Origin of the sequence: Pseudomonas sp. GL-B-12 (assembly GCF_019955895.1) — a bacterium.
GTDB lineage: Bacteria > Pseudomonadota > Gammaproteobacteria > Pseudomonadales > Pseudomonadaceae > Aquipseudomonas.
Genome location: NZ_JAHBCX010000055.1, coordinates 1 through 22,216, shown reverse-complemented (window position 1 = coordinate 22,216; position 22,216 = coordinate 1). Strand labels below are relative to the sequence as shown.

Below are 22,216 nucleotides of genomic sequence, written 5' to 3'. Positions count from 1 at the left end.
CGATCAATCGACCAACTGCTTTGTTCAAGGGGCATTCAGGGCGCCATGTCTTTTACACCGAAAGTGCATAAATCGACGGTGTACGGTATCCAGAGTCATTAAGATTTTCCCCGGCAACAATAACTCGTTTGTCGGCTTGAATCCTTACATCCCAAGAAAGCCCACCAACACCAACCGAGCCCCAGCCATTCTCACCGAAACCGGGATCAGATGAACCATTGGGTAAAAGCCTGCCTATTACAACCAATGGCCCCGATACCAAGTTATTTCCCGTCATCACGATTTTACCGTCCGATTGAACGGCCAATGAATACCAAATGGTGTTGCGACCTGCATCGGTGAAAACAGGTAGCCCTTCGTTGAAACCAGAGTCAGAATTTCCGTTGGATTCGAACCGCATTACCATGCCTTTAGAGCCGCCGCTGTTCAAGATGACTTGGCCTGCACATACAAGTTTCCCGTCGGGTTGAGCGACTAGCTGCCTCATTTTCAGCGCCCCTTCGGGGCTCTTGTAGTAGGCAAACCCTTCGTGGGCAAAACTGCTGTCAATCTCTCCATCAGAGGTATAACAACCAATTACCAGTTGATCGTCAGCCGTCCCCCCGACAATTATTTTCCCGTCATCCCGGACCAGAACACTTCTAAGTTCGATAGCGGGACCGTTACTTTTGACGTCTACATAACCACCATTGCCAAAGCTGTCATCTAGCTCCCCATTCTCCGCCTTCAAACGTATTAACAGAGAACCAAAACCTTCAGCCGTTCCGTACCCGAACGCAATCAGTATTTTACCGTCCGCTTGCAAACAACCACTCACCAACTCCATCACTACATAGCGCCCCTCGAATACAGGGACCAAAACTGTACCAAACACAAGATCAGGACTGCCTGAGCTATGGAAGCGGGTCAGCGCGGCACGGGCTGTGCTGTCAGTCCTTCTCGTATCACCGATCACAAGTATTTTGTGATCCGCTTGCACCAAAAGGCAGGAAGGTCTGGACTCTTCACCGTGGACAAAATGCCACTTGACGCGACCCGTTCCATTTCCAAAGGACGGGTCTAAAGCCCCCTCAGGTGTTGCTCGAAACAAAGAGTTTTCATTTTGCCAAGTCGCGAAGTAGAGCGAGCCATCCGCTGACAATTGCGCTGCTCGGGCATCACCTCTCAAAAGATTCGGTCTGATCTGCCCTGCTTCGCCGAAGCTTCGGTCCAGTGGCAATCCCACACGCTGTTCGGCTAGAGTTTTTTCAGTTTTCATTTATTCGCTCCTGATTACAGCCCAGACGAATACGATTGGTATCCACAGCGATTTCATTTCAAAGGAATGAAGCGTAACTCATTCATCCAGGAATGAAGCCACTCAAGGCTGATGAACCTGAATTAAGCGCGATTAAACTAACCATATGAAACTGTCAAACATGACAGTTGCAAAAATGAAAATTCCCATGTGTGCGGGGAGCGGAAGAGTAAACCGATTAAGATTACTAACCACTGGAGACAACGTTTGATAACGTCGCAATAGCCTATGCCGGCGCAGCTACCGGCATGAATACATATCGAGCCATGAACAAATACCAAGCGAGAATTTTAAGATTCAAAATATCTCGATCATGTTTTCGGTGCCTTGGGAGTCGCCACTTTATCGCGCAGATAAACCGGCTGCGCCTCATCGGCCACGATCCCCTCGCCGCGTTCCCAGGCAAACCGCGCCAAAGTCAGCAAGTCTTGCGCGTGGGGCAACATGCCCGCGTCCTGCCCGCTCAGGCTGACGGCGATACGCTCGGCATAACCCCAACCGGTGCCTGCGCCGAACCATTCGCCGCCGGCATCGGCCGGCAATGCAGCGGACTCCGGCGGCAGTACCGCTTCGGCCCCCACCAGGCGCATCTCCCCGGCCGTTTCGCGGTAGCAACCCCAATACACTTCGTCCATCCGTGCGTCGATGGCCGCGGCGACCTGAGTGGTACCGTGTTCGCGCAGCGCACGTTGCGCCAGCACGGCCAGGTTCGACACCGGCAGCACCGGGCGATCCAGGGCAAACGCCAGGCCTTGCACCACGCCGATGGCAATGCGCACACCGGTGAAGGCGCCCGGGCCACGGCCGAACGCGATGGCATCGACCGCTTGCAGCGTGGTGCCTGCATCGGCCAGCAATTGCTTGATCATCGGCAACAGCTTTTGCGCGTGCAGGCGCGGGATCACCTCGTAATGACTCGTGACCTTGCCGTCATGCAGCAAGGCAACGGAGCAAGCTTCAGTCGCGGTGTCCAGGGCCAGCAAGGTGCTCATCGATGTATCCACAAGAGAGATCAGAAAAAAGTGCGTCAGTATAAACAACTACGGCCCGCAAGCGGGCCGTGGATGATACAGCGGGTCAGGTTTTTCAGCTCAGGGCTGCAAGCACCTTGGAGGTGATCGCTTCAACCGAACCGACGCCTTCGATGTGGCTGTACTGTGGCTTGCCATTGGCAGCCGACAGCTTCTGGTAGAAGTCCACCAGCGGCTTGGTCTGGGAGTGGTAGACCGACAGGCGATGACGCACGGTTTCTTCGGTGTCGTCCTTGCGCTGCACCAGCTCTTCACCGGTGACGTCGTCTTTGCCAGCGATTTTCGGCGGGTTGTAGACGATGTGGTACACGCGGCCGCTGGCCTCGTGAACACGGCGACCGGCGATACGCTGGACGATTTCTTCGTCTTCAACGGCGATTTCAACCACTGCATCCAGCTCGACGCCGGCAGTCACCAGGGCTTCAGCCTGGGGAATGGTGCGCGGGAAGCCGTCGAACAGGAAACCGTTGGCGCAGTCGGACTGGGCGATGCGGTCCTTGACCAGTGCGATGATCAGGTCATCGGACACCAGGCCGCCGGCATCCATGATGCTCTTGGCCTTGATGCCCAGCTCGGTGCCGGCCTTGACCGCTGCACGCAACATGTCGCCGGTGGAGATTTGCGGAATGCCGAATTTTTCGGTGATGAACTTAGCCTGAGTACCTTTACCGGCCCCGGGAGCTCCCAGCAGAATGACGCGCATCGATGTGCTCCTCAATTTTTTATATGGATAACGTCAGATTCGCCTCGTGGGGCCAATCTCAAAAATAGGGTCGTGACCGCCCAAACGGTCAAAGGCTGCTCAAGATACACAGCAGGCTGCGCCCACACAAGACGCCGAAAGTCGGAGAAACCGCTGCCTCTTGCGACCATTGCGCACAGTTTCCCAAGTCGCAACCCCATCATTAACTGTCGCCTGACAGCACTTTTGCACCCGTCAAACGGCGGCATCCGGCTCACCTGCCGGATGCCTGACCCCACGGCAAAAACCTTAGCCGGTGTTACGCAAACCGGCGGCAATCCCCGCCACAGACACCAGCAAGGCCTGTTCTACCGGGCTGCCCTGCGCCACGTCCTGCACTCTTGAACGGGCCAGCAACTCGGCCTGCAATAGATGAAGCGGGTCGAGGTAGGTGTTGCGCAAGCGGATGAACTCAAGGGTCGCTGGGCTATGTGCCAGCAGCTGCGACTGCCCGGTCAGGCCGAGAACGATGGCGCACGCCTGCGACAATAGGTCGCGTAAGTGCGCACCCAATGGCAACAGATTCGGCTCCACCAGACGCTCATCGTAGGACTGTGCAATGTCGGCATCGGCCTTGGCCAGGACCATTTCCAGCATGTCGATGCGGGTGCGGAAGAACGGCCACTGCTCGCGCATTTGCCCCAGCAGTTCGCCTTCGCCGCGCTCCAGAGCCTTGCTCAGGGCCGCTTCCCAACCCAGCCAGGCCGGCAGCATCAGGCGCGTCTGGGTCCAGCCGAAGATCCACGGAATCGCCCGCAGGCTTTCGATCCCCCCGGCCCGGCGCTTGGCCGGACGACTGCCCAGCGGCAAACGACCGAGTTCCTGCTCCGGCGTCGACTGGCGGAAATACTCCACGAACTGCGGATTCTCTCGAACCACGGCACGGTAGGCACTGACACCGTCTGCGGCCAGTTCGTCCATCAAATGGCGCCACTCGGGCGTAGGTGGCGGCGGAGGCAGCAAGGTCGCCTCCAGCACGGCGGCCAGGTACAGATTGAGGTTTTGCTCGGCGATGTCCGGCAGGCCGAACTTGAATCGAATCATTTCGCCCTGTTCGGTGGTGCGGAAACGCCCCGCCACCGAACCCGGTGGCTGCGACAGGATCGCCGCATGGGCCGGGCCGCCGCCGCGCCCCACGGTGCCGCCGCGACCGTGGAACAACAGCAACTCGACTTGTTGCTCGCGACAGATATCCACCAGTCGCTCTTGCGCCCGGTACTGCGCCCAGGCCGCTGCGGTGGTGCCGGCGTCCTTGGCCGAGTCGGAGTAGCCGATCATCACTTCCTGCGGCCCTTGCAGGCGCGCGCGATAGCCCGGCAACAGCAGCAGCTTCTCGATCACCGGACCCGCGTTGTCGAGGTCGGCCAGGGTTTCGAACAGCGGCACCACGCGCATCGGCCGCAACACGCCGGACTCTTTGAGCAGCAATTGCACGGCCAGCACATCGGAAGCCGCTCCGGCCATGGAAATCACATAGGAACCGAGGGATGCCGACGGCGCAGCGGCGATTTCCCGGCAGGTCGCCAGCACCTCGGCGGTGTCGGCGGAAGGCTTGAAGTACGTCGGCAACAAGGGGCGACGGTTGCTCAATTCGCGCATCAGGAAGGCGATGCGCTCTTCCTCGCTCCAGTCCTCGTAGCGACCCAGGCCGAGGTAGTCGGTGATTTCGGTCATCGCCGCAGTGTGCCGCGACGAGTCCTGGCGTACATCCAGACGAACCAGGAACAGACCGAAAGTCACTGCCCGACGCAGGCAATCGAGCAACGGCCCGTCGGCGATCACGCCCATGCCGCACTCGTGCAAGGAGCGGTAGCAAAGCTCCAGTGGATCGAGCAGTTCGCGGTTGTCTTGCAGCACATCGGTCGGAGCCGGCGTTGGCGTCGACAAGGCGGCGTGTGCCCAGTTACGCGTTGCCCGCAGGCGTTCGCGCAGCTGTTTGAGCACTGCCCTGTAAGGTTCGGCACTGTCTCCTGCCTTGGCCTTCAACTCATTGCTGGCCTGCTGCATCGACAGTTCAGCGGCCAGGCGATCGACATCGCGCAGGTACAAATCGGCCGCCATCCAGCGCGCCAACAGTAAAACCTCTCGGGTAACCGCCGCCGTCACGTTCGGATTGCCGTCCCGGTCGCCGCCCATCCACGAGGCAAAGCGAATCGGAGCCGCCTCCAGTGGCAAGCGCAGGCCAGTGGCGGCGTGCAGGGCCTGATCGGCCTTGCGCAGATAATTGGGAATGGCCTGCCACAGCGAATGCTCGATCACCGCGAAACCCCACTTGGCTTCGTCCACCGGTGTCGGACGCGTGCGGCGAATTTCTTCGGTATGCCAGGCTTCGGCGATCAGGCGCTGCAAGGTGGTCTTGATCTGCTCGCGCTCGGCACTGGTCAAGTCGCGGTGATCCTGAGCCGCCAGTTGCGCGGCGATGGCGTCGTACTTCTGGATCAGTGTGCGGCGTGCAACTTCGGTCGGGTGCGCGGTCAATACCAGCTCGATCTCCAGCCGGCCCAGTTGCCGGGCCAGCGCTTCGGCGCCATGCCCTTCGGCGCGCAGGCGCGCGAGCAACTCCGGCAGTACCCGGGCTTCGAACGGCGCCTCTTGGGATTCCTCGCGGCGGTGAATCAACTGGTACTGCTCGGCGATGTTGGCCAAGTTGAGAAACTGGTTGAACGCCCGCGCCACCGGCAGCAACTCGTCTTCGCTCAACTGGTTGAGGCTGGCACTGAGTTCGGCGTCCATGGAGCCACGCCGGTCAGCCTTGGCGCCCTTGCGGATCTGCTCGATCTTGTCGAGAAAACCGTCGCCATATTGCTCACGAATGGTGTTGCCCAACAGCTCACCCAACAGGTGAACGTCCTCGCGCAAGCGTGCATCAATATCGGTCATCAGCAGGTCTCCAGCAAAAAATCCGGGCGGCTAAGAACCTAGAGAGTGCCGCCCCAGACAGGTTCTTACAAGCAAGACGACGAAGGGACTGTAAACCCTGCCTGTTGAGGCTAGTCTGAACGGTAAGCCGTACAACGGTTGTCACCGGCCAGTGCCGGACACTCACTCTGCCTGCCACGAGCGGGAGCGCATTGAGGTCAATATGAAAATCCGCGAGCTTGCCCACCACTGGGAAGAAAACGCCAAGGGTCGCCTGACCGACACCGGCTACTCGATTCATCTGGACGTGGAGTCTGCCGCACGGCTGGCCGCGCTCGTCGAGATGTACCCCAAGCGGCATCCCGAAGAACTGCTCGGCGATCTGATCGGCGCCGCACTGGAAGAGCTGGAAAGAAGCTTCCCGTACGTCAAAGGCACGACCGTGGTCGCCACCGATGAAGAAGGCGATCCGCTGTACGAAGACATCGGGCCGACCCCGCGCTTTCTGGCGCTGTCCCGTCGGCATTTGCACGATTTGTCGGTGCCTGACGACAAACAGAAACACTGATTTTCCACAGAACCTGTGGGAGCGGGCTTGCTCCCACATTGGATCTGTGTTGTTAGTTAGAACCGGGTTACTGCTCCAGCTTCTGCGGCGTCTCCTGCCCCATGCAGCGCACGGCTTTTTTCTTGCTGTCGACCAACACGCCGGTCAGGCCTTTCTGTTCCATGTCGAACAGCACCAGCACGCCATCGATGCACTGCGCCACTTGGGCTGCCGGTTCCAGTGAGACTTTGTAGTCTTCACCCGGCACGGTCTTGAGCATGGTGAATTCGTTGAGCAGCAACGCATCCTCGGGCTTGGCGAAGTGCAGGTAGCCGTACCACCACAGGGCACCGACGGTGCCGAGGATGCTGCAGATACCGGTGATGATCAGCGGGATGGCGTTACGTTCTTCACTCATTGCGGACTCTCTGGTGGTTCATCTTCTGAATTCGGGGGCGCCGGGTAATTGGGAATCTCACCCAACCGGCGCAGGCCGTTGAAATGTTGTGGATCATCGAGATAACGCAGCATGACCTTGCGCCAGACCGGGTCGGCGAACGTCTGCACATGACCGCCACGGGTCAGTTGCAGCACCCGCGGCGGCGGCGCAGCTTGATACAGTCGGATGCCGTTGGAAAGAGGCACGATCGGATCGTCGATGCTGTGGTAGATCAGTTTCGGCACGTCCTTGAGTTGTGCGATGGCGTTGATCGCGCTGTCGCCGTCCGGCACCAGCCACGACAACGGCACCTGGAACGGCCAGGTCAGCCAGGAGTTGCTGAGGGCAAACTGGCCGACGCTGCGGTAACTGGCGGGGACGCCATCGAGCACGATGGCCTTGAGTTGTTTCTGGCGTTCCGGGTGCTGCACCAGGTAATGCACGGCCATCGAACCACCGAGGCTCTGGCCGAGCAGGATCAGCGGCTTGCCCTGAACCTCCGGCGCCTTGTCCAGCCAGGCGAACGCCGCATCGATGTCCTGGTAGATCGCCGGCAGGCTCGGCTCGCCTTCGGACAAGCCATAACCGCGATAGTCCACAAGCAACACCTGGTAACCATTTTTCGGCAACCAAAAGCTCCCGCCGAGGTGCATGGGCAGGTTTCCGCCGTTGCCGTGCAGGTGCAGCACCGTGCCTTTGACCTCCACACCCTTCTTCGCCGGCAGCCACCATGCATTCAGCTTGAGGCCATCGGCGGTGATCAGGGTGACGGTACGGTATTCGAGCCCGGCTTTTTCAGGGGTGAACAACTGGCCGGGTTCAGGGTAGAACAACAGCGAACTGCAACCGTTCAAGGCCAGGAGAAGGCAGAGGATGCCGAGGATTCTCATCCGTTGAAACCTCGCAGAAAAGGGGTGGAACACGGTTCAATGTGGGAGCAAGCCCGCTCCCACATTTGGATCTCACCAGCCTTAAAGGATGTTGGAGTAATCCGCCTCGATCCGGTCCAGGCTCAGGTGGTTGAGGAAGTTGGAGAAGCACATCCACGCCGACAGCGCGTTCATGTCGCGGAACTGTTCCGGCAGGTACTTGGGCGGCACCACCAGGCCTTCGTCCACCAACTGGCGCAAGGTACGCATGTCTTCCAGGGTAGTTTTGCCGCAGAACAACAGCGGTATCTGCTCCAGCTTGCCTTTACGCACGGCCAGTTGAATGTAGTTGTAAATCATGATGAAGCCCTTGAGGTAGGACAAGTCTTTGGTAAATGGCAGACCTGTCGGCACCGAGCCGCGGAAAACGCGACTGGCGTTGCTGTAGCTCTCGGGCATTTCGAAGCCTTGCTCACGGAAAAACTCGAACACCTGCAGGAAGTCGGCGCCCTCCTCCACCATGTGAATGGCGCGGGTGCGGTTGGTGAGTTTGCGCAGGCGGCTCGGGTACGAGGCGAAGGTGATGATTTCCATCAGGATCGCCAGGCCTTCCTGGGTCACCGTCGACGAGGGCGGCCCCTTGGAGAGGAAGGTGCAGATCGGCTGGTTCAGGCCGTTGAGGGTGGTGCCGACATGCACCAGCCCTTCATGAACTTCCAGTGCCCGCACGTCGCGGTCGTTGAACATCGCGTCGGCGCGGATCTTGATGTAATCGGCGCCGGCCGCCGCATCGGCGACGATGCCGTCGGACTCGAACACCCGGATGGTTTCCTCGGCCTCGCCGAACACCTTGTTCAAGCGGTGTTGCAGCAGGTTGACGGCATCCTTGGCGGTCAATGTCTTCGGCTCATCCTTGAGGTCGCCACGACCGTCGATGTTGTTCAGGTATTCGGACAACATCATGCCCAGGTCGGACAGCGTCGGGTCGCCAGCGTGGAACGCGTCGGACGCGGCGCCGTACAACTCCTGGGAAATCAGGCCGAAATCCTCGGTGCCGCGCGCTTCGAGCATGCGCACCACCATGCGGTATTCCTTGCACATGCGGCGCATGATCTGGCCGACCGGGTTGAACTGGCCGAGCTGGCGGGTGATGTCGCGCTCGATGTTCTGGAACTCCAGCTTCACTTTGCTGGAGTCGAAGGCCAGCGGCCGGTTGAGGTAGTAGTCGCGGTCCACCGCCGGCATTTCCTTGCCCTTGGCTTTGAGGAAACCCTTACGAATGTTGTCGTCCCACTTGACCGCATCGAGGACGCGGATCGGCGTCTGCGCCAGCACGATGCGATCGGACAAAATGCGTATCGACTGTTGGTAATCGTCCACCCGAAACTCCTGTAGAAACCTGTTTGTGCTGCTTATTTGGCTTTGGCCTGACGCTGGTAGCGTACGGCTTCGACGAACACATCGGAATTGGCCGGGTCGTCGAGGTAGGCAGCGACCTGATCCATCTGGCTGTCGATCAATACGCCATCGCCGTCGTGGGTCTGGAAGCTTTCACCGCTCAGGGCTTTCTGCTTGATGGCTTGATTGATCTGTTCGAGATCGAGGTTGTAGACCACCAACTCATGTTTGTCGGTCAGTTCAAAACCGGCCAAGGTGAAATGCCCGCCGAACTGCGCCGGCACCTTCGCCGACAGATACCAGCGGTTGCCATGGCGCGACACCGTGAAGGGATAGGTCTCCCGCGCCTTGGGCCTGGCCCGGTAATAGCTGACGGCCTGATAGCGATTGTCGCCGATGCGGGTCAGTTCGAGGTTGAGCGGCTCGCCCCAGGCATTGGTGCTGGTCCATTTGCCGAGCAATCCCTTGGGCGCGGGTTCGCTTGCAGGCAGCGGTTCCTGGAAGGTCACCAGACAGCCACTGAGCAGCAGGAACGACAAGGCGATCACAACGACACGCCAGGCTTTCATTCAACACTCCCTTGAAGATCACACGGCTTCACCCTGTGGGAGCGGGCTTGCTCCGGGCGGCGTTCCGACGAAGGCGGTTCAACATTCAGCATTCAAGTCGACTGATACACCGCTTTCGCGAGCAAGCCCGCTCCCACAGGTAATGCACCAACCGAGCTACACCGACGCCAGCACCAGGTGCATGTAGCGCGTCAGGATGCCGAGCATTTCCTCTTCGGCGGCAGGCTCGTCTACGTTGAGCAGGCCCTGATATTCCATCCGGCCGATAATCGCCGTCAACACCTTGGCATCCTGATGCGGCTCGCGCGAGCCCAACACCTGGAACAGCTGGCAAGAGCCCTGCAACAGGATTTGCTGATGCGAGCGCACCAGTTCGGCCAGGCGCGGGTTGAGCAATGCCTCCTGACGGAACGCCTGCTCGGCCATCAGATGCTCACGACGATTGACCAGTTGCCGGTGAACGTAGTCGGTCATCAGCCGCGCAATATCGTCCGCCAGCTTCGAGCGCGCCTGCGGGCTGCCATCGCCCCTGTCGATCATGTCGCGCAGCAGGCCCTCGTTGTTCACCCACAGTTTGCCCATGTACGCCGCACTGCGTTCCACGTATTGGGCGAAGGTATCGGTGAGCAGGTCATCGATATCCTTGAAATAGTAAGTGGTCGCCGACAACGGCACTTGTGCCTCGGCGGCCACCGCACGGTGCCGTACGGCCCGTACACCGTCACGCACGACAATGCGCATGGCGGCATCCAGGATTTCCTGTCGTCGCTGTTCGCTGCCCTGTCGGCTGGCCTTGCGGCCCTGGTACTGAACACTTTCAGCGACCGCAGTGGCGATACCCGCTGCACCTTCTTGAGCTATTGCACGAATCACGACTGGTATTTCCTCTCAGATGAAAGTAACAAGTTGATACGTTTGTACCAGACAGGCAATAAAAAGCCGCCTCAAAGGCGGCTTTTTATTTGAAACACTTACGCTTGCGGCCGCATGTGCGGGAACAGGATCACGTCGCGGATCGACGGAGAGTTGGTCAGCAGCATCACCAGACGGTCGATACCGATGCCTTCACCCGCCGTTGGCGGCATGCCGTACTCCAGCGCACGAACGAAGTCGGCGTCGTAGTGCATGGCTTCGTCGTCGCCGGCGTCCTTGTCGGCCACCTGGGCCATGAAGCGCTCGGCCTGGTCTTCCGCGTCGTTCAACTCGGAGTAGGCGTTGGCGATTTCACGACCACCGATGAACAGCTCGAAACGGTCGGTGACATTCGGGTTGTCGTCATTACGACGGGCCAGCGGCGACACTTCGAACGGGTACTGGGTAATGAAGTGCGGCTGCTCCAGCTTGTGCTCGACCAGCTCTTCGAAAATCATCACCTGCAGCTTGCCCAGGCCTTCGAAGCCCAGCACCTTGGCGCCGGCCTTCTTCGCGATGGCACGAGCCTTGTCGATGTCGCTCAGGTCATCAGCGGTCAGCTCAGGGTTGTACTTGAGGATCGAGTCGAACACCGACAGACGCACGAACGGCTCGCCGAAGTGGAACACCTTGTCGCCGTATGGCACGTCGGTGCTGCCCAGAACCAGCTGCGCCAGTTCGCGGAACAGCTCTTCGGTCAGGTCCATGTTGTCTTCGTAGTCGGCGTAGGCCTGGTAGAACTCCAACATGGTGAATTCAGGGTTGTGACGAGTCGAAACGCCTTCGTTACGGAAGTTGCGGTTGATCTCGAACACTTTCTCGAAGCCGCCAACAACAAGGCGCTTGAGGTACAGCTCCGGCGCGATACGCAGGAACATGCCCATGTCCAGCGCATTGTGGTGGGTTTCGAACGGCTTGGCTGCCGCGCCGCCAGGAATGGTCTGCAGCATCGGCGTTTCCACTTCCAGGAAGTCACGCTTCATCAGGAAGCTGCGGATGTGCGCGATGACTTGCGAACGCACGCGGAAAGTCTGGCGCACGTCTTCGTTGACGATCAGGTCAACGTAGCGCTGGCGGTAGCGCTGTTCGGTGTCGGTCAGGCCGTGGTGCTTGTCCGGCAGCGGGCGCAGGGATTTGGTCAGCAGGCGCACGTTGGTCATTTCAACGTACAGGTCGCCCTTGCCGGAACGGGCCAGGGTGCCTTCGGCGGCAATGATGTCGCCCATGTCCCAGGTTTTCACCGCGGCCAGGGTTTCTTCGGACAGGGTCTTGCGGTTGACGTAGACCTGGATGCGACCGGTCATGTCCTGGATCACCATGAACGAGCCACGGTTGAGCATGATGCGACCGGCAACCTTGACCGGGATCGCAGCCTCTGCCAGCTCTTCCTTGGTCTTGTCCGCGTACTGTTTCTGCAGTTGTTCGCAGTAGTTTTCGCGGCGGAAGTCGTTCGGGAAGGCATTGCCCTTGGCGCGCTCGGCAGCAAGCTTTTCCTTGCGCAGGGCGATCAGGGAGTTTTCTTCCTGTTGCAGGGCTTGCGGGTCGAGTTCTAGGTCGCTCATGTCTTTAAAAATTCCATCAGGTTCGTTGTCCCCAGCCTGCGGCTGGGGATCGCGGGCAAGCCCGCTCCTACAAGGATCGCGCTGAGTCAGCCGATCCTGTATTGCATTGCTTACAGCCCGGACTTCAGGCTCGCTTCCAGGTATTCGTCGATGTCGCCATCGAGCACCTTGTCACAGTCGCTGCGTTCGATGTTGGTGCGCAGATCCTTGATCCGCGAGGCATCAAGCACGTACGAACGGATCTGATGACCCCAGCCGATATCGGACTTGGTGTCTTCCAGCGCCTGGGACGCCGCGTTGCGCTTCTGTATTTCCTGCTCGTACAACTTGGCCCGCAGCATTTTCATGGCGGTGTCTTTGTTCGCGTGCTGGGAACGTTCGTTCTGGCAGCTGACCACGGTGTTGGTCGGTACGTGGGTGATACGTACGGCCGAGTCGGTGGTGTTTACGTGCTGACCACCGGCACCCGAGGAGCGATAGGTATCGATCCGCAAGTCTGCCGGGTTGATTTCGATTTCCACCTTGTCATCGATCTCTGGCGAGACGAACACCGCGGAGAACGAGGTGTGGCGACGGTTGCCGGAGTCGAACGGGCTCTTGCGCACCAGACGGTGCACGCCGATCTCGGTACGCAGCCAGCCAAAGGCGTATTCGCCCTTGATGTGCACGGTGGCGCCCTTGATCCCGGCGACTTCACCGGCCGACAGCTCCATGATGGTCGCGTCGAAACCGCGTTTGTCGGCCCAGCGCAGGTACATGCGCAGCAGAATGTTGGCCCAGTCCTGGGCTTCGGTGCCGCCGGAACCGGCCTGGATGTCCAGGTAGGCGTTGTTCGGGTCCATTTCATGGCTGAACATGCGCCGGAATTCCAGCTTGGCCAGACTTTCCTCAAGACGGGCCAGCTCGGCGACGACATCGCCCACTGCGCCTTCGTCGTTCTCTTCAACGGCCATGTCCAGCAGGTCGCGGCAATCGGCCAGACCAGTGTTCAATTCGTCCAGGGTATCGACGATCTGCGCCAGCGCAGCGCGCTCGCGGCCCAGCTCCTGGGCGTATTCAGGTTTGTTCCAGACACTCGGATCTTCAAGCTCGCGATTGACTTCGGTCAGACGCTCATGCTTTTGATCGTAGTCAAAGATACCCCCGAATAGTTTCGGAGCGCTCGGACAGGTCCTTGATGGTGTTCAGGATCGGGTTGATTTCCATGACGGGCAGCACTCGTTGGCGAACTTTTGAAAGCCGGCGAGTATACCGTAATCAAGCGGCCCCGGCAGCCCGCATGGCGGGTTTACCGGCGAATGGTTTCAGTCAGCGGCCACCTGCCAACTGCAAATCAAGCAGTCACCACCCACCATAGGTTCATCACCATCAGGTCGAGCGTTACTCGACGCCCACCTGATTGCGCCCATTGTTCTTCGCCGAATACAGCCCCTTGTCCGCCGCCAGGATCAGGTCGCGGCAGTTGCTGCCCGCTTTCGGCGTGATGGTCGACAGGCCGATGCTGATGGTCAGGCTCGAACCTTCGGTTGGCGAGTTATGCGGGATCTTCAGGGCTGCCACGGTCTGGCGCAGCTTCTCGGCCACCAGCCGTGCCCCGCCCTGGGAGGTGTTGGGCAGCACCAACGCGAACTCTTCGCCGCCGTAGCGGGCCGGCAGGTCCGAAGGCCGGGCACTGGCGTCCTTGATCGCCGTGGCGACCTTGCGCAGGGCTTCATCGCCTTCCAGGTGGCCGAAACTGTCGTTGTAGGCCTTGAAGTAGTCGACGTCGATCATCAGCAACGACAACTGGCTTTGCTCACGCAACGAACGACGCCACTCCAGTTCCATGTATTCGTCGAAGTGCCGACGGTTCGACAACCCCGTCAAGCCATCGGAGTTCATCAGGCGTTGCAGCACCAGGTTGGTGTCGAGCAGTTGCTGCTGGCTGACCCGCAACGCGCGGTACGCCGCGTCCCGTTGCAGCAGGGTCATGTAGGAGCGCGAGTGATAGCGGATGCGCGCGACCAGTTCGATGTTGTCCGGCAGCTTGACCAGATAATCGTTGGCCCCGGCCGCAAAGGCCGCGCTCTTGATCAACGGGTCTTCCTTGGTCGACAGGACGATGATCGGAATGTCCTTGGTCGCCGGGTGATTGCGGTATTCACGCACCAGGCTCAGGCCGTCAAGGCCGGGCATGACCAGATCCTGCAGGATCACTGTCGGCTTGATGCGTACCGCGTGGGCGATGGCCTGGTGCGGGTCGGCGCAGAAGTGGAAATCGATATTCTCTTCGTTCGACAGGCCGCGGCGCACGGCTTCGCCGATCATGGCCTGATCGTCCACCAGCAACACCATGGCGGCGTTTTCGTCGGTCTTGAAGTCGTCGAGCTGTAATTCAGTCATGTTCGGTCACCTGAGTACTACCTGAGCCAGGAATGAGGGAAAAGGTGCTCATTTGGCGAAAATCTCCAGCAATCGTGGTGCTATCTTGTCCAGCGGGCGAATCTCCACGGCAGCATCGATGGCCGCGGCCGCCTTCGGCATGCCGTACACCGCACTGCTGCTTTGGTCTTGTGCGATGGTCAGGTAGCCCTGTTTGCGCATGAGTTTAAGCCCCTGGGCGCCATCACGCCCCATGCCGGTGAGCAAAATCCCCACGGCGTCGCCGTTCCAGTAACTGGCCACGCTCTCGAAGAATACATCGATGGAGGGCCGGTAGATCTCGTTGACCGGTTCGGCGGTGTAGGCCAGCGTGCCGTTTTTCAGCAAGCGAATATGGTGATTGGTGCCGGCCAGCAATACCGTGCCGCTTTGCGGCGGTTCGCCTTCCTCGGCCAGGCGCACGTCGAGGCCGCTGGCGCTGCCGAGCCATTCGGCCATGCCGGCGGCAAACACCTGGTCAACGTGCTGCACCAGCACGATGGCCGGAGAGAAATCACTTGGCAGTCCCTTGAGCAAGACTTCCAGCGCTGCCGGTCCACCGGCGGATGAGCCAATGGCGATCAAGCTCTGGCGTGAGCCCGAACTGCGCAACGGTGCCGGCGTCGGGCGCGGGCGGTTGCCCTTGTCGCCGATCAGCCAGACGATGTTCAAGATCTTGCGCAACAACGGCGCGGCCGCTTCCTGGGCATTGCCGGCGCCAAGGGCCGGGGTGTCGACCACGTCCAGCGCACCGTGGCCCATGGCCTCAAACACCCGGTGCACATTCTGCTGGCGATCCACGGTGACGATGACGATGGCACACGGGGTCTCGGCCATGATCCGCCGCGTGGCCTCGACGCCGTCCATCACCGGCATGATCAGGTCCATCAGAATCAGGTCCGGCGTGTCCAGCGCGCACTGGCGCACCGCTTCGGCGCCATTGCCGGCGACCCAGACCACCTCGTGGGCCGGCTCGAATGCCAGGGCGCGGCGCAGGGCCTCCACTGCCATGGGCATGTCGTTGACGATTGCGATCCTCATGCCCGCGCTCCCCCAATGAGCTCGACCACCGCATCGAGCAAGGCATCGTCATGAAAACTGGCCTTGGCTAGATAATAGTCGGCCCCGGCATCCAGTCCACGGCGCCGGTCCTCTTCACGATCCTTGTAGGACACCACCATCACCGGCAGCGATTGCAGGCGATTGTCCCGGCGCAGCAGCGTGACCAGTTCGATGCCATCCATGCGCGGCATATCAATGTCGGTGATCAGCAGATCGAAATCCTCCGAACGTAGCGCGTTCCAGCCGTCCATGCCGTCTACCGCAACCGCCACGTCGTAGCCGCGATTAAGCAACAGCTTGCGCTGCAACTCTCGCACGGTCAGGGAATCATCCACCACCAGAATTCGCTTGCGGGCCGCCTCGACCACCTGATTGCTGTGACGGGCAATGCGCTCCAGACGCCCGGTGTTGAGCAGCTTCTCCACCGAGCGCAGCATGTCTTCGACATCGACGATCAGCACCACCGAACCGTCGTCGAGCAGGGCCCCGGCGGAAATGTCCTGCACCTTGCCCAGACGTTCATCCAGCGGCAGCACCACCAATGTCCGCTCACCGATAAACCGTTCCACCGCCACCCCGTAGATCGCATCGCGCTCGCGAATCACCACGACTTTCAGGGTTTGCCCGCTGTTCTGGCTGGCCGGACGTTGCAGCAACTGACTGGCTGCCACCAGGCCGACATGCCGGCCTTCGTGCCAGAAATGCTGGCGGCCTTCGACCTGCACGATATCCGCCAGCTCCAGGTCGCACATGCGCTCGATATGCGCCAGCGGGAAGGCATAGGCTTCGTCGCCGACGTCCACCACGAGGCTACGCACCACCGACAGGGTCAGCGGTACCTCAAGGTGGAAACGACTGCCCTTGCCCGCCGTCTGCTCCAGCACCACCGCGCCGCGCAACTGCCGGACCATGTGCTGCACCGCATCCAGGCCGACGCCGCGACCGGACACCTCGGTGACCGTGTCGCGCAGACTGAAACCGGGCAGGAACAGGAACGTCAGCAACTCCTCTTCGCTCAACTGAGCGGCGGTTTGCACGGGCGACAAACTTCGTTCAACGATGCTGCGACGGACCTTTTCCAGGTCCACGCCGTTGCCGTCATCGCTCAATTCGAGCACCAGCAAACCGGCCTGATGCGAAGCGCGCAGGCGAATCAAACCTTCAGCCGGCTTGCCCGCCAGCAGGCGCTGCTCCGGGGTTTCGATGCCGTGGTCGACCGCGTTGCGCAACAGGTGAGTCAGCGGTGCTTCGAGCTTTTCCAGTACGTCGCGATCGACCTGGGTTTTTTCGCCTTCAATTTCCAGCCGCACCTGTTTGCCCAGATCGCGCCCCAGATCCCGGACCATCCGCACCTGCCCGGTCAGCACATCGGCAAACGGCCGCATGCGACAGGCCAGCGCCGTGTCGTACAACACCTGCGCCCGCTGGCTGGCATGCCAGGCGAACTCATCGAGTTCGGCGTTCTTTTCCATGAGCAGTTGCTGGGATTGCGCGAGCAAGCGGCGCGCATCCTCAAGGGTTTCCTGAGCCTCCAGGCTCAAGGCGTGATCCTTGAGATGCACGTTGAGATTCTCCAGTGCGCGCAGGCTATTGCTCTGCATGCGTTTGAGTCGCTGCATGGTCGCCAGGTGCGGTTTGAGCCGCAGGGTTTCCACCAGGGATTTGCTCGACAGATCGAGCAGGCTGTTCAGGCGCTCGGCCGTGACGCGCAGCACACGTTCGCCGTTTTCGGTGGTGCGTTTGGTCTTGCTCGGGGCTGGCGCCGGTGGCGGTTCGACGGCCGGCGCCGGCGGCTCGACCTTGGGCACGGGTGCCTCGAGTTGTAGCTCGGCCATCACCGGTGCAGCAGCCGCAACCAGGAAGGCCGCCGGGTCCAGCAACCGCGCCATCAATACCACGTAGGCCTCGATGTCCGCGGCCTCCGGGTTGTTGCTCGGTGTGGCGATGCGCATCAGCAAATCGGTGCCTTGCAGCAAAGCATCGATGTGCTCGGGGCGCAGCAACAGGCGGCCTTCCTGGGCACTGACCAGGCAATCTTCCATCACATGGGCAACGCTGACCCCGGCATCGACGCCAACGATTCGCGCCGCCCCCTTGAGCGAGTGCGCCGCACGCATGCACGATTCAAGTTGATCGGCCTGAGTCGGATCGCGCTCAAGCGCCAGCAGGCCGGCGCTCAAGACCAGGGTCTGGGCCTCGGCCTCCAGGCTGAACAGTTCCAGCAGAGAGGCGTCGCGCATTTGCTCGGGGGTCATGTGAGGCTCCGGGTCACGGCGGACAGCAGCTGTTCTTCATCCAGCCAACGCAGGCTGCGACCTTTGAATTGCAACACGCCACGGGTGTATTTGGCGCTGGCCTGAGCACCCGAGCGCGACGCGGCATCGAGGATGTGCTCATCGATGGCGTGAATCCCGTCGACCTCGTCCACCGGCACCACCACCGGCCCGCCATCGGCGACGATGATCAACATGCGTGGCATGACCCGCGCGCCGGGTGCCACGTTGCTGGTGCCGTCGAGGTCGAGCAGCTCCACCAGCGACAGGCAGGCGACCAGCGCACCGCGCACATTCGCCACACCGAGCAAGTTCCGGGAACGTTGATGCGGCAAAGAGTGAATCGCTTGCAGCGGCGCCACCTCTACCAGGCTACGGGTCGCAAGCCCCAGCCACTCTTCACCCAGACGGAACATCAACAGCGAGCGGGTTTTCACCTCGCTCTCGACCGAGGCGGACACGGGCCCGCGATCTTCCTGCTGCAACGCATAGCGATCCAGCAAGCGTGTGGCGGCCGCGGAATACACCGCACAATTGCGGCAATGAATGTGCTCGCTGAGCAGCGGGCAGGACTTGTCGCCGTGAATACCAATGCGGTTCCAGCAGTCGTCGATGGCCTGGGCATCCCGGGTGACGCTAAAGGTGTCGGAGGCGATCATCGTTTACGCTCACTGTCGGCGGCGCGTGCGCTGCGGGCGGCACGCTCCTGCAATCGTCTGGCTCCCATCACGTCGCCCTGGGCCTGCAGCAATCCGGCCAGGTGCATCAACGCATCAGGATGTTGCGGTTCGAGGTACAACGCCTTGCGGTAAAAACCCTGGGCTTCAAGGGTATTGCCGGCCACATCGCTGAGCAGTCCCAACCAATAAAAGACCTGGGCCACCGGCTCATGGCTGCGCAAGTAGCTTTCACACGCCGCTCGCGCATCGGCGCTTTTGCCTTCATCGGCCAGCACGGCGATATTGGCCAGCAGCGCGGCAGTATCGGCACCTGAGATTGCAGGCGCAGCCTGCAGCGGCGCAACCCGGGCAAACGGACGGCTGCGCACTGGCGCAGGCGGTGGATTGCGCAGCGGTTGCGACACTGGCAATGGCGCTGGAACGAATGCCGGCAAGGGTTCAGGGTCCGGCATCCCTTGCCGACTGAACGCGAAGGACTGTGCGATACCGATCGAGCGCATCCCCAAACGCCCCAGCAGACTGCCTTCGGCCGGACCGATAAACAGCACGCCGTCAACGTGGGTCAGGCACTTGAGTACTTCGAAAACTTGCTTCTGGGTCGGCTGGTCGAAATAGATCAGCAGGTTGCGACAAAACACGAAATCGAATGGCGGCTCACCGGCCAGCAAGGCCGGATCCAGCAGATTACCGACCTGCAGGCGCACTTGCTCAAGCACGCGCTGATCGAGGCGATAGCTCTCGCCTTCGGCAATGAAATGACGGTCGCGAAACGCAATGTCGTCACCCCGAAAGGAATTTTTGCCGAACAACGCCCGCCGGGCTTTTTCCACTGACAACGGGCTGACGTCCAGGCCGTCGACCTTGAACTGGTGCGGTTTGAGCCCGGCATCGAGCAGCGCCATGGCGATCGAGTACGGTTCTTCGCCGGTGGAGCACGGCAGGCTGAGAATCCGCAGTGCGCGCAGGTGGTTGATCTCGGCCAGACGCTTGCTCGCCAGTTTCGCCAGGGTGACGAAGGATTCCGGATAGCGGAAGAACCAGGTTTCCGGAACGATCACCGCTTCGATCAACGCCTGCTGCTCGTCCCGCGAGCCCTGCAGGGTGCGCCAATACTCATCGGCCGAAGGTGCTTGCGCAGCGATGCTGCGCTGGCGCACCGCTCGCTCGATGATCGCAGGCCCTACAGAGGTCACGTCGAGCCCGATGCGTTCCTTGAGGAAGTCGAAAAAACGCTGGTCGCTGTTCATGGCCGCTCCTGCAGCAGCGCCGGATCCATTGGCGGCGCGGGAAACAACAATGCACGCACCTGATCGTCCAGCAGATCGCAGACCCGTACCCATTGCAGCAAGCCCTGCTCGTCCTTGCGGACCGACCCGAGGTAAGGCGTCTGGCGATTGTCCAGGCCGTAGGGCTGAAAATCCGCCGGATCGCAGCGCAAGGTGTCAGTCGCCTGTTCCAGAATCAGACCGAGCAGCTGCGACTCGGCGGTTTCATCCGGGCGATAGTTGAGCAGCACCAGTCGTGTGCTGGTACGGGCCTGTGCAGGCGTACCAAAGGTCAGCGCGCTCAAGTCGATCACCGGCACCACGGCTCCCCGATAGGCGAACACCCCGGCGACCCAGGCGGGGGCATGGGGAATAGGCTTCAAGGGCAGGCGCGGCAGCACTTCAGCCACTTCGATAGCCTTCAAGGCATAGCGCTCGTTGCCGATGCGAAACACCAGAAACAAGGCATGCAGCGCCTGCTTCACGGCAGAGCGTTTGGCCGTGATTTCGCTCATCAGACTTTGAATCGCGAAACGCCGCTGCGCAGCCCGACGGCCACCTGGCTCAGCTCATCGATGGCGAAACTGGCCTGGCGCAAGGACTCGACGGTCTGGCTGCTGGCATCGCCCAACTGCACCAGTGCGTGGTTGATCTGCTCGGCACCGGTGGCCTGGGCCTGCATGCCCTCATTGACCATCAGTACCCGCGGCGCCAACGCCTGAACCTGATGGATGATCTGCGACAACTGCTCGCCGATTTGCTGCACCTCGGACATGCCGCGGCGCACTTCTTCGGAGAACTTGTCCATGCCCATGACCCCGGCCGACACCGCCGACTGGATCTCGCGCACCATCTGTTCGATGTCGTAGGTGGCCACGGCCGTCTGATCCGCCAGGCGCCGCACTTCGGTGGCGACCACGGCAAAACCGCGGCCGTACTCACCGGCCTTTTCGGCCTCGATGGCGGCGTTGAGGGACAGGAGATTGGTCTGGTCGGCGACCTTGACGATGGTCACCACCACCTGATTGATGTTGCCGGCCTTCTCATTGAGGATCGCCAGTTTGGCGTTGACCAGATCAGCCGCGCCCATCACCGAGTGCATGGTCTCTTCCATCCGCGCCAGCCCTTGCTGCCCGGATCCGGCAAGTACCGAGGCCTGATCGGCGGCGGTGGAGACTTCGATCATCGTGCGCACCAGATCCCGCGAAGTGGCCGCAATTTCACGGGACGTCGCGCCGATTTCGGTGGTGGTGGCGGCGGTTTCGGTGGCGGTCGCTTGCTGTTGCTTGGAGGTGGCAGCAATCTCGGTCACCGAGGTGGTGACCTGCACCGAGGAACGCTGGGCCTGGGACACCAGGGACGTCAGCTCGGTCATCATGTCGTTGAAGCCGGTTTCCACGGCGCCGAATTCGTCCTTGCGCGCAAGGTTCAGACGACTGCTGAGATCGCCGGTACGCATTATTTCGAGGATCTGCACAATGCGGTTCATCGGCGCCATGATCGCGCGCATCAACAAAAGACCACACAACCCGGCACTAATGACTGCGACCAGCAACGAAATGCCCATGATCAGCTTCGCCACCACTACCGATGAAATGATCGAGTCAGTGGCCGCCTCAGCCGCCTCCCTGTTGAACTCAATGAGTTCATCCAGCTGTTTGCGGCCGGTAGCCCATGCCGGGGTCATCTGTTCGGCGAGGATGCGACGGGCCTGTTCGAAGTCCTTTTGCTGGTAGGCATCGAGCACCTCTTCGAGCAGCTTGTCATATTGATCGTGCAGCTTTTCAAACTCCTCGAACCTTGCCCGATCATCTTTCTCGAAGATGGTACCCCGGTAGCTGGCCATCGCGCGTTGCAGCCGTTCCTCAATACCCTGGTACATATCCTTGTCAGCCTGGGTCATGCCTCGACCGCCCCCCAGCCCGATCAGTTGCTGGGTCAGCACGTAATCATCGACCCAGGCACCGCGAATCAGGGAGCTGTAGTGAATCCCGGGAACACTGTCCGAGCGCACAACGCTCTCACTGGACTCAATCGACAGTAAACGGGAATACGACACGACCACCATCAGCAACATGATGGCGATAATTACCGCAAAGCTCGCCAAAATGCGTTGGCGTAACGTCCAGTTCTTCACAGTCAATCCTCGGGGCCTGATTCGAAATGCGGGGAGTATAGCCGAGGGCGGTGTTTCATTTATAAGACGGTTGCGCACCGCTTCTCATCCCGTTGAAAAAAGGCGGGATGGGCTCTGGGTGGGGACTGTCCGCTAATGAAGGGGATGGGTGCCAGGGGTGATTGGGTAGAAAGG

Annotated in this window: 19 protein-coding genes; 1 reads left to right on the top strand and 18 read right to left on the bottom strand. The window is 60.6% G+C overall.

Translation table 11 applies throughout. The annotated features are described in order from the left end of the window. Positions 1 to 52: 52 nt before the first annotated feature. From KGA85_RS25495 to ppc, 4 genes are all read right to left on the bottom strand, one after another. Positions 53 to 1,258: a hypothetical protein gene (locus tag KGA85_RS25495; protein WP_223458785.1), complete on the bottom strand. Its 1,206-nt coding sequence runs from the start codon at positions 1,256 to 1,258 to the stop codon at positions 53 to 55. 350 nt (positions 1,259 to 1,608) lie between these two features. Next, positions 1,609 to 2,289 carry a tRNA (adenosine(37)-N6)-threonylcarbamoyltransferase complex dimerization subunit type 1 TsaB gene (gene tsaB, locus KGA85_RS25490; protein WP_223543470.1) on the bottom strand — a complete coding sequence of 227 codons (681 nt, stop codon included), beginning with the start codon at positions 2,287 to 2,289 and terminating at the stop codon, positions 1,609 to 1,611. Positions 2,290 to 2,383: 94 nt separating this feature from the next. Further along, positions 2,384 to 3,031: an adenylate kinase gene (gene adk / locus KGA85_RS25485; protein ID WP_223458782.1), complete on the bottom strand. Its 648-nt coding sequence runs from the start codon at positions 3,029 to 3,031 to the stop codon at positions 2,384 to 2,386. A 288-nt stretch (positions 3,032 to 3,319) separates the two neighbouring features. After that, positions 3,320 to 5,950, bottom strand: coding sequence for a phosphoenolpyruvate carboxylase (gene ppc / locus KGA85_RS25480; RefSeq protein WP_223458780.1), 2,631 nt, complete (start codon positions 5,948 to 5,950; stop codon positions 3,320 to 3,322). 202 nt (positions 5,951 to 6,152) lie between these two features. Here ppc and KGA85_RS25475 point away from each other — a divergent pair, with 202 nt between their 5' ends. Further along, a complete protein-coding gene (locus KGA85_RS25475; protein WP_008051389.1) occupies positions 6,153 to 6,497 on the top strand; it encodes a hypothetical protein in 345 nt (114 codons plus the stop codon). A 67-nt stretch (positions 6,498 to 6,564) separates the two neighbouring features. On the opposite strand, the gene KGA85_RS25470 is transcribed toward KGA85_RS25475, so the two are convergent. From KGA85_RS25470 to KGA85_RS25405, 14 genes are all read right to left on the bottom strand, one after another. Beyond that, the gene (locus KGA85_RS25470) at positions 6,565 to 6,894 is read right to left on the bottom strand and encodes a hypothetical protein (RefSeq protein ID WP_046041078.1); all 330 of its coding nucleotides are present in this window, start codon (positions 6,892 to 6,894) and stop codon (positions 6,565 to 6,567) included. Beyond that, positions 6,891 to 7,805: an alpha/beta hydrolase gene (locus KGA85_RS25465; protein WP_223458778.1), complete on the bottom strand. Its 915-nt coding sequence runs from the start codon at positions 7,803 to 7,805 to the stop codon at positions 6,891 to 6,893. The genes KGA85_RS25470 and KGA85_RS25465 overlap by 4 nt, the downstream gene beginning before the upstream one ends. Before the next feature lie 81 nt (positions 7,806 to 7,886). Further along, on the bottom strand, positions 7,887 to 9,164 hold the full coding sequence (locus KGA85_RS25460; protein ID WP_116265086.1) for a flavohemoglobin expression-modulating QEGLA motif protein: 1,278 nt from the start codon (positions 9,162 to 9,164) through the stop codon (positions 7,887 to 7,889). A gap of 32 nt (positions 9,165 to 9,196) precedes the next feature. After that, positions 9,197 to 9,751, bottom strand: a complete 555-nt coding sequence (locus tag KGA85_RS25455) for a hypothetical protein (RefSeq protein ID WP_223532497.1) — start codon at positions 9,749 to 9,751, stop codon at positions 9,197 to 9,199. Between the two features lie 156 nt (positions 9,752 to 9,907). After that, positions 9,908 to 10,624, bottom strand: a complete 717-nt coding sequence (locus KGA85_RS25450; protein ID WP_223532495.1) for a TetR/AcrR family transcriptional regulator — start codon at positions 10,622 to 10,624, stop codon at positions 9,908 to 9,910. A 98-nt stretch (positions 10,625 to 10,722) separates the two neighbouring features. Then, positions 10,723 to 12,225 carry a lysine--tRNA ligase gene (lysS, locus tag KGA85_RS25445; RefSeq protein ID WP_223458772.1) on the bottom strand — a complete coding sequence of 501 codons (1,503 nt, stop codon included), beginning with the start codon at positions 12,223 to 12,225 and terminating at the stop codon, positions 10,723 to 10,725. A 110-nt stretch (positions 12,226 to 12,335) separates the two neighbouring features. Next, a protein-coding gene (prfB, locus tag KGA85_RS25440; protein ID WP_223458770.1) for a peptide chain release factor 2 occupies positions 12,336 to 13,431 on the bottom strand; the annotation gives its coding sequence in 2 pieces (ribosomal slippage) (positions 12,336 to 13,358 and positions 13,360 to 13,431; 1,095 coding nt in all). 174 nt (positions 13,432 to 13,605) lie between these two features. Continuing rightward, the gene (locus KGA85_RS25435) at positions 13,606 to 14,607 is read right to left on the bottom strand and encodes a PleD family two-component system response regulator (RefSeq protein ID WP_223458768.1); all 1,002 of its coding nucleotides are present in this window, start codon (positions 14,605 to 14,607) and stop codon (positions 13,606 to 13,608) included. A gap of 48 nt (positions 14,608 to 14,655) precedes the next feature. Beyond that, the gene (locus tag KGA85_RS25430) at positions 14,656 to 15,666 is read right to left on the bottom strand and encodes a chemotaxis response regulator protein-glutamate methylesterase (RefSeq protein WP_223458767.1); all 1,011 of its coding nucleotides are present in this window, start codon (positions 15,664 to 15,666) and stop codon (positions 14,656 to 14,658) included. After that, positions 15,663 to 17,942: a hybrid sensor histidine kinase/response regulator gene (locus tag KGA85_RS25425; RefSeq protein ID WP_223458765.1), complete on the bottom strand. Its 2,280-nt coding sequence runs from the start codon at positions 17,940 to 17,942 to the stop codon at positions 15,663 to 15,665. The genes KGA85_RS25430 and KGA85_RS25425 overlap by 4 nt, the downstream gene beginning before the upstream one ends. Further along, positions 17,939 to 18,619 (bottom strand): chemotaxis protein CheW, encoded by a 681-nt coding sequence (locus KGA85_RS25420; RefSeq protein WP_223543469.1) that lies wholly within the window; start codon positions 18,617 to 18,619, stop codon positions 17,939 to 17,941. Before KGA85_RS25420 ends, KGA85_RS25425 begins: the two co-directional genes overlap by 4 nt. Further along, positions 18,616 to 19,887 carry a CheR family methyltransferase gene (locus KGA85_RS25415; RefSeq protein WP_223532491.1) on the bottom strand — a complete coding sequence of 424 codons (1,272 nt, stop codon included), beginning with the start codon at positions 19,885 to 19,887 and terminating at the stop codon, positions 18,616 to 18,618. The genes KGA85_RS25420 and KGA85_RS25415 overlap by 4 nt, the downstream gene beginning before the upstream one ends. Further along, complete coding sequence (locus KGA85_RS25410; protein WP_223532489.1) at positions 19,884 to 20,420, bottom strand: chemotaxis protein CheW; 537 nt, start codon at positions 20,418 to 20,420, stop codon at positions 19,884 to 19,886. Before KGA85_RS25410 ends, KGA85_RS25415 begins: the two co-directional genes overlap by 4 nt. Next, entirely contained in the window at positions 20,420 to 22,042 is a 1,623-nt protein-coding gene (locus KGA85_RS25405) for a methyl-accepting chemotaxis protein (RefSeq protein WP_223532487.1), read from the bottom strand. The genes KGA85_RS25410 and KGA85_RS25405 overlap by 1 nt, the downstream gene beginning before the upstream one ends. Positions 22,043 to 22,216: the final 174 nt, after the last annotated feature.